Below are 7,734 nucleotides of genomic sequence, written 5' to 3'. Positions count from 1 at the left end.
GCTGAATGATCGTTCTCTTATCAAGCGCGGCAGCGCTAGAGCGTACCCAGAAGGCCCAGGTCAGTTGTCATAACTACCGTTACACTTGCCTTACTGCACAGAGACAATGAGAAAGGAGTGCTGTAATGTCGCCAGATACAACTAATACTGCTGTTACTATTATATCCTCCAGCTTTCTGTTTTCCTGCGTGATTGGATTAGTCGCTATCGTCCTCGGTGTACTGATCTTCTGGCAGATCTTTTCCAAGGCCGGTTACAGCGGCGCCTGGGCCTTGTTGATGCTGATCCCGGTGGCTAATATCGTCGCCCTCTGTATTCTGGCCTTCGGTCGCTGGCCTGTCCGAGAAGAACTTGAGCAGCTGCGGGCCTATGTCGGTCAGTGGCATGGCGGCGCCACGCCACCAGGCGCTGCACCCGGTTCCTTCTCTCGACCCGGCTTCCCCCCACAGGGCTGATCGCCGTCGACGAGCTGGAGCTGATCGGCCCGGCAAGCCAGCCTCTCTGAGGGCAGAGCCGGGCCACTCCCCCAGTTTTGCTCTTTCTCCGCCTTCCTGTCCTGCAACTCCGCGCCCTTCCCTCTCCTGCGGCGGACACTCTCGCTGCTCGCTCTCAAACTAGGCTATAATAAAAAACTACTGTGCACTCTCAGGTCTATCTCAGACGATTCTCAGGATTCATTCATTGGAAGCTGGCATACTGGGTCTGAGGAAGGAGGCAGAAGGGTGCGCTCGCTTGCAGCTTGTTGGGTTCCCCCTCTCTCCCTCTCTATGACTCAGTAGATCCTGGTAAGGCGTTTGCCTGGCTCAACTGTGACCGTAGCGTCACTGGCCCAAAGCGACTCACCAGTAGCCCGGAGAGAGGCCTATGAAGGCGCATATCCTGGTTGTTGACGATGATCCGCGCATCACCAATCTCCTGCGCAGAATTTTAGCCTACGAAGGATACAGTGTGGCCATCGCCGCTACGGGCGATGAGGCCCTGATGCGCAGCCTGGAGCATCCACCCGATCTGATGATCCTCGACATCATGCTGCCCGGGATCGACGGGCTGGAGGTTGTCCGCCGTCTGCGCGCCGCCGGCGATACAATGCCTGTCTTGATGCTCACCGCGCGCGACGCTATTCCCGATCGTGTGAAGGGCTTCGAAATGGGGGCCGACGATTATCTGGTCAAGCCCTTTGCTCCCGAAGAACTCCTGGCGCGCGTCATGGCTCTCCTGCGTCGTAGCCAGGCCGAGCGTAGCGAGGTATTGCGCTATGCCGATCTCACCCTGGACACCGGTACGCGCCTCGCCTACCGTGGGCAGCGCGAGATCGAACTCTCCCCGACCGAGTATGAGCTACTGGCGCTCTTTCTGCGCCGTCCCCGGCAGGTTCTGACTCGCGACCTGATTATGGAACGGGTCTGGGGTCTCGATTTTGAAGGCTCTTCCAATGTGCTGGAGGTCTATATTGGCTACCTGCGCTCGAAATTGGAGGCTGGCGGCGAGCCGCGGCTCATCCATACAGTGCGCGGCATTGGCTATGTACTCAAAGAGTAGGTCCCTCCAGTCAGCGGCAGGCCGAACTTTGCCCCAAGGGCCGCTCTTGCCTGCCAGGACTTGTTGTTGGCCTAGTAGACCCTCTCACAGCGGACAGAGCTGCGACCAGAGTCACGGCTGCGTTGCTTGAATTCCAAGGAAAATGGAAGAAGTGTATGGGTGAGATTGGTGCCACTCGGGCAGCTGCCCGCTTGCGGGCCATGCCACACACATTGCGTCTGCGCCTGGTCTTCTGGTATGGTCTGCTGCTGACGATCACACTGGTAGCCTTCGGCTCCCTGATTTTTCTCCTGGCAAGCAGTGCTCTCAATCAGAGCGTGGTCACGAATACACGCGTCGTCGGTCACGCCGCCCTCGTGGATGTCGAGCGACAGCTGCAACCAACCCCACCCTATGTGCCTCTCAATCCTGACTTTCACGATATTGATCTCTACCGTACACCAATTGTGATTGCGCTCCTGACCCCTACTGGTCAGGTCCTGTATTCCTCGAACGGTAGCCAGCTCAATATGCTGCCGCACAATAGCGCAGCCTGGAATGCGGCCCTGCGCCGCCAGGAGGCCTGGTATACAGCCGAAGTCAACGGCGACCGACTGTACGTCGGCGTGCTTCCGGTCTGCCAGACCAAGACAGCGAGCGCACTGCCTTCTAATGTCAGTGCTACAGCAGCTCCCACCTGTCAGGGGCCGCTCGTGGGCCTCCTGCTTGTGGCCAAGTCCTTTAATGACGTCGACAATATCCTCCTGTTGCTCAAGACTTTGCTCGTGGTGGCCAGCGCTGTCATTCTGATCGGCGCCCTGGCGGGTGGCTGGTTCATTGTCAGTCATGTGCTTCGCCCTCTGGAAGGCGTCATTGCGACGGCACGCGCCATCAAGGAGGCCACGGCTCGCGGCACCCGTATTGGCGATCTGAGCCTGCGTGTCCCGCGCCCGCGCCGCCACGATGAAATCGGCCTGGTCATCGATTCCTTCAACGCAATGCTCAGTGATCTGGAACACGCAGTCCGGGCCCAGCGCCGCTTTATTGCCGACGCTTCCCATGAGCTGCGCGCCCCTCTCACAACCATCCAGGGTAATCTAGCGTTCCTCCAGCGCCATATCGATGAGCTGCCGCCCGAAGAGCGACGGACCATGCTCAGCGATGCCCATAGCGAAACGCTGCGCCTTGCGCGCCTGGTGGATGATCTCCTCCTCTTGGCCCGCGCCGATAGCAGCTTCGCCCATCAGAACCCGGAAGAAACGATTGCTCCTGGCAGCAATGGCCGCCGTGCTCTTCCCCCAGTTGTTGAGCTAGACCGTATTGTCCTGCACCTCATTCGTCAGCTACGTCTTCGTCTCCAAGCAGAGGATTCTCCACTCAAGTTAGAAATAGGTCATATTGAGCCGGTACGTGTGAGAGGCGAAGAGGAACAGTTGAGACGTCTGATACTTATCCTATTGGATAACGCTCTTAAATATACCCCCGCTGAGAATGAGCAGCAGCCCGGGCGCGTAGTAGTCTCGCTGGAGCGCCTCGGCCATGAGGCCATTTTGCGTGTCAGCGATACGGGGATCGGCATTGATCCCGCTGATCTTCCCCACATCTTCGAACGCTTCTACCGTGCGGATCGGGCCCGCCAGCGCCCGGGCACGGGCCTCGGCCTGGCCATTGCCCGTACGCTCGTCGAACAGTTCGGTGGTCGCATCGGAGCCGAGAGCGTGCCCGGCGAGGGCAGTACCTTCAGCGTCTGGTTGCCTATTGCCTCACCGAGCAGTCAGGGCAGCTCGGCGGCGCTAGGAAGCTGAAGTCGTGCGCTGCTGCTGGGCCTCAGCACCTCTTGTGGAGCTACTCTGACCTACCCTCCTCGCTCTGAGGCGAAGGCTGGTTGGTGGCTGGCTGCGCCAGATCCTCGGGATACGTAAGATCGAAGAAGGGTGATGGCTGCTCAGTGCGAATATTGGGAGCATAGGGTCCACGCCGCTCACGGCCTGTATGAGCGTCGTAGGCGCCCTGCTCTTGGAGGAGGGCCACCGCCTTACGCGCGCTGGTCGGAGGCAGTCCGGCAACACGCACGGTTATCAGGGCATGCCCCTCGCTGAATTCTTGGGCATAGAAGCGGGCCTCTTCGTCGGGAATGCCAGCTTCTGTGAGATACTTCATGCCCAGTTGGGGCCTGCGCATCTCTTGGGGATTAGCCAGGCTCACATAGTCAGCCCCAAAGCCTTCTGCCCGCAAACGGTCATAGGCTTGCCTGGCCTGGTCGACATTCTCGAAAACGCCTACAACAACACTGCTCTCTGCCATATCTGCTTGCGTCCTCTCCTCTCTTCAGGTTGTGTGAGCAAGGCCGAGGACCCTCACCTGTACGCTCGCTCGCTGTCTGGCGGCGAGGCCTGGTACGGAGACCTCCTCGACATCGACATTGTTCGCGTGATGGTCCGTTTGCTCAGTACTCGCCAGCCCCTCCACGGAGATTCCACGAGGCAGAAGCCTTCGCAGTGACTCTGCCTTCTGCCATAGGTAAGGCTGAAGCCGAGGCAAGATCAGCCCCGACTGGCTCTTATTTCCCTGGAGAACACGGTGGGCGGAGCTGGGGCACTAGATCCTCCGTGTTCTTCAATGAAGGGTCTGGCCGGGCCTGCAGATCGGCTGGCAGACGAGATATGGGTGCACCATCGTTTATAATCTGTAGCAATAGTTTAATAAAGGGAGAAGATAAGGATGCAGCTCAATGAGAAAGTGGCACTGATTACGGGAGGCGACAGCGGCATCGGGCGTGCCATTGCCCTGCGCTTTGCCGGCGAAGGCGCTCGTGTTGCCATCAGCTATGCCCACGCTGCAGAGAAAGCCGCAGAAGTCAAACAGCTCATCGAACAAGCCGGGGGTCAGGCTCTGGTGGTACAGGCTGACGTCGCACAGTATCGGCAGGCACTGGCTCTGGTCGAGCAGACAGTCATGCACTACGGACACCTCGATATTCTGGTCAACAATGCTGGCATGGAGATCCATCGTGCCTTTGTTGACGTTTCCGAAGAGGAGTTCGATCGGGTGCTGGCGGTCGACCTAAAAGGAGCTTTTTTCTGTGCCCAGGCAGCGGCCCGCCAGATGATCAGGCAAGGCAGAGCGGGGCGCATCATCAACATCTCTTCGGTTCATGAGGATCTGCCCATGCCGCTCAATGTGCCATATTGTTGCGCCAAGGGAGGCCTGCGTATGTTGACGCGCACGATCTGTCTGGAGCTGGCTCCTCATCAGATTACAGTTAACAATATTGCCCCTGGGGCCATTGATACCCCGATCGATGCCGATGTCAAAGCCGATCCTCAGAAGTATCAAGCGCTGCTGGCAGAGATTCCACTCCATCGGATGGGCCAGCCGGAAGAGGTGGCCGCTCTGGCCCTCTATCTGGCCTCGGACGCCGCGGCCTACGTTACTGGTGCCACCTTTGTCATTGATGGGGGCCTAATGCGCAATACAGGCTCACTGTAGCCGCGGCGTCTGGCCTATTGACCAGGTCTGGCTGACACGAGGCCGCCAGTGATCAACGTGGCGTTTGCTCCCCCTCACTGCCTTCCCGACCGGATGGGGCCAGATGCTCCTCGCGCAAGCGCAAGGCGCGCAGTCGCGTCCCAAAGGGGAAAAGCAGACGAATGCGCAGGACACGCTCGCGCCGTTGCTCCTCGATCAGCGTGCGCACCCGGGCCTGCAACAGATCGCTGATCGAGACCAAACCAACCAGTCGTCCACTCTCCCGCTCGATCACCGGCAGGCGCGTCAGGCCAGTTGCAGCCATGCGATAGACCACCGGACGCAGCGGCTCATCGGGATAGCAGATTACCGGCTGACGTCGAATGGCCTGAGACAGTAAACGCCCATCCTGTTGCTCTGCCTGTCCCTCGCCAGCCAACAGCTCTAGTAGGTCGCGCCGCGTGAGCACCCCAACGAGGCGCTCCTGCTCATCGATCAAAGGATAGAGGTGCTGGCCATGCTGAGAGGAGGTGTGTCTCAGCGATTGCAGCAGCTCTTTCTGAGGCAGCGAGGCGGGTAGAGCCACAATGCTCGTGCGCATCACTTCGCGAATAAAGATGATTTCTAATGGATCGATGGAGTACTCGCGCGTCAGGTGGTAGCCACGGCGGCTGACCTTCTCTGTCAAGATCGAGCGTCGCATCACCAAGACCGTAAAGGCGTGGGCTGTTGTCACTGCGATCAGCAGCGGGAGCAGAGCATTCACATCGTGGGTCAGCTCCAGCATGAAGACGATCCCAGTAAACGGCGAGCGCATAGTTCCACCGAGCATAGCCCCCATGCTCACAAGAGGCCAGAAACCCGGCCCCTCCACAGGCAACAGGGGCGTCAGCAGTCCTCCGAGAGCGCCGCCCATCAACAGGAGGGGAGCCAGTACGCCACCGGAAGTACCCGAGCCGAGCGAGATGGCCCAGATTGCCGATTTGATCAGCAGAACACCCAGAAGAATAGTCAAGGGGACATTGCCATGAAGAAGAGCACTGATTGTGTCGTAGCCTACGCCGAGAGCTTGAGGAAAGATCAGTCCGCCAAGCCCGATGGCTAGGCCACCGATGGCCGGCCACCACATCCAGTGGATGGGCAACTTGCGAAAAGCATCCTCTGAAGCGTAGACCGCCACCGTTAACAGAGCCGAGAGCGCCCCGGCTAGCAGCCCGACAACAAGGCAAGAGAGGATGGCCTGGGGGCCGATGAACGCTGGGTGTGGTGGCGTTGGGAAGAGCGGCCCCAGGCCGATCAGGTAGCGCCGCAGCACAGCGGCGGTGGCGCTAGCCAGGGCCACCGGAATCATACTGCGTGGCTTCCATTCGAAGAGGAGCAGCTCCACAGCGAGCAGGACTGCTGCCACAGGCGAGGCGAAGGTTGCTGACATCCCTGCCGCTGCGCCGGCAACGAGCAGCGTCTTGCGCTCGGCACTGCTCAGATGGAAGAGCTGAGCGATCATCGAGCCAAACGCTCCTCCGGTCATAATGATGGGTCCCTCGGCGCCAAAAGGGCCGCCGGAGCCGATCGAGATGGCCGAGGAGAGCGGTTTGAGAAAGGCGACACGTGGCTGCACGCGGCTCCCGTTAATGAGAATCGCCTCAATGGCTTCAGGAATACCGTGACCACGAATGCGCTCAGACCCATAGCGTGCCATGAGACCGATGATCAGGGCCCCGATGACTGGAACCAGCACCTCGAAAGGGCCAAGGCGATTGCCCGCCGGAGAGATCAGGGAGGTATCGAAGCGCTGATAGAAGAAAAGATTGGTAAATAAGCCGATGAGACGCAGTAAGATGAGGGCGATGACCGCTCCCAGGGCGCCAATGGCAATGGCCAGCAGAGCAATGAGGATGACGCGCGGCGTGGTGGTAAAGTCGCCCAGGGGCCTGCTGCTCTCTTCCTGGTCCTCACCCCTTAGTGCCTGGAGCAGGGCCTGCCAGGAAGCAGCTCGCCGCTCTGCCCGTTGACGGCCCACGCCGGCGGCAGTCTGTCCTGCTGGATCTCCTGCAAGATCACGTTCAATCATTGCTATTTATCCTCTTGAGCCACTTGATCCTCTTGATCCATGTTCTTGTGATGAGACTCACTCTCCTGCAGCGTGGCGGCCAGGGCGCTGTCCGTAAGAATAGCCTTCAGTGCAGCGACCAATGCCGGCCCAACGATTTGCAGCTCGGCCCGATGATAGGCGGCCAGGGTCTGCAGCACCTCCTCGCCGCGTGGAGTGAGCGAGAGGATAACTTGACGCTGATCGAGCACGTCGCGCTGTTTCCCCACAAGGTCGCGCTCGACCAGGCGGTTGATCAGCTCGACGGCGCTATGATGTTGAATCTGCAGTCGCTCGGCTAGCTCGGTGATGGTGGCCTTGCGTCCTTCAGGCAGCCCTTTGAGGGCTAGCAGGAGCTGGTAGTGCTGCGGCTCCAGGCCGGCTTCGCGCGCAACCTGCTCGCTGAAGCGCAGGAAGCGTCGGATCTGATAGCGGAACTCAGCCAGGGCGCGGTAGTCGATGGGCGGGTCCTGCTCGGATGACATGAGCGCTCTCGTTCTGGAATACAACTATATCGTATTACGATAGAATTGTACGGCGTGGCGTGCGCTCTTGTCAAGGCAACAGTGTGGGCATTGTTCGTATAGTCGTACATGGAGAGATCCATTTTATTTGTATTCGTCTTTTTGATATCTTTCATATTGTATAGACTATTATAA

The 7,734-nt window shown here is 59.2% G+C and carries 7 protein-coding genes; 4 read left to right on the top strand and 3 right to left on the bottom strand.

All coding sequences use genetic code 11. The annotated features are described in order from the left end of the window. Positions 1-125: 125 nt before the first annotated feature. From IRZ31_RS18715 to IRZ31_RS18705, 3 genes are all read left to right on the top strand, one after another. Positions 126-455, top strand: a complete 330-nt coding sequence (locus tag IRZ31_RS18715) for a hypothetical protein (RefSeq protein WP_297156451.1) — start codon at positions 126-128, stop codon at positions 453-455. A 409-nt stretch (positions 456-864) separates the two neighbouring features. Next, positions 865-1,539 carry a response regulator transcription factor gene (locus IRZ31_RS18710; protein ID WP_052888035.1) on the top strand — a complete coding sequence of 225 codons (675 nt, stop codon included), beginning with the start codon at positions 865-867 and terminating at the stop codon, positions 1,537-1,539. 155 nt (positions 1,540-1,694) lie between these two features. Then, positions 1,695-3,323, top strand: a complete 1,629-nt coding sequence (locus IRZ31_RS18705) for a HAMP domain-containing sensor histidine kinase (RefSeq protein WP_297156448.1) — start codon at positions 1,695-1,697, stop codon at positions 3,321-3,323. Positions 3,324-3,363: 40 nt separating this feature from the next. Here IRZ31_RS18705 and IRZ31_RS18700 read toward each other — a convergent pair whose 3' ends face one another. Beyond that, positions 3,364-3,822, bottom strand: a complete 459-nt coding sequence (locus IRZ31_RS18700; protein ID WP_297156447.1) for a hypothetical protein — start codon at positions 3,820-3,822, stop codon at positions 3,364-3,366. A gap of 417 nt (positions 3,823-4,239) precedes the next feature. Between IRZ31_RS18700 and IRZ31_RS18695 the strand changes: the two genes are divergently transcribed. Beyond that, the gene (locus tag IRZ31_RS18695; protein ID WP_297156444.1) at positions 4,240-5,007 is read left to right on the top strand and encodes an SDR family oxidoreductase; all 768 of its coding nucleotides are present in this window, start codon (positions 4,240-4,242) and stop codon (positions 5,005-5,007) included. A 52-nt stretch (positions 5,008-5,059) separates the two neighbouring features. Here the strand turns inward: IRZ31_RS18695 and IRZ31_RS18690 are convergent, their stop codons facing one another. Continuing rightward, positions 5,060-7,057 carry a chloride channel protein gene (locus IRZ31_RS18690; RefSeq protein ID WP_297156442.1) on the bottom strand — a complete coding sequence of 666 codons (1,998 nt, stop codon included), beginning with the start codon at positions 7,055-7,057 and terminating at the stop codon, positions 5,060-5,062. Between the two features lie 2 nt (positions 7,058-7,059). Continuing rightward, positions 7,060-7,560 carry a MarR family winged helix-turn-helix transcriptional regulator gene (locus IRZ31_RS18685; protein WP_297156440.1) on the bottom strand — a complete coding sequence of 167 codons (501 nt, stop codon included), beginning with the start codon at positions 7,558-7,560 and terminating at the stop codon, positions 7,060-7,062. Positions 7,561-7,734 lie beyond the last annotated feature (174 nt).

It is taken from the genome of Thermogemmatispora sp. (assembly GCF_019683635.1).
Lineage (GTDB): Bacteria > Chloroflexota > Ktedonobacteria > Ktedonobacterales > Ktedonobacteraceae > Thermogemmatispora.
Note: the sequence above shows the minus strand (reverse complement) of the source record. Positions and strands in the feature narration are given on the sequence as shown.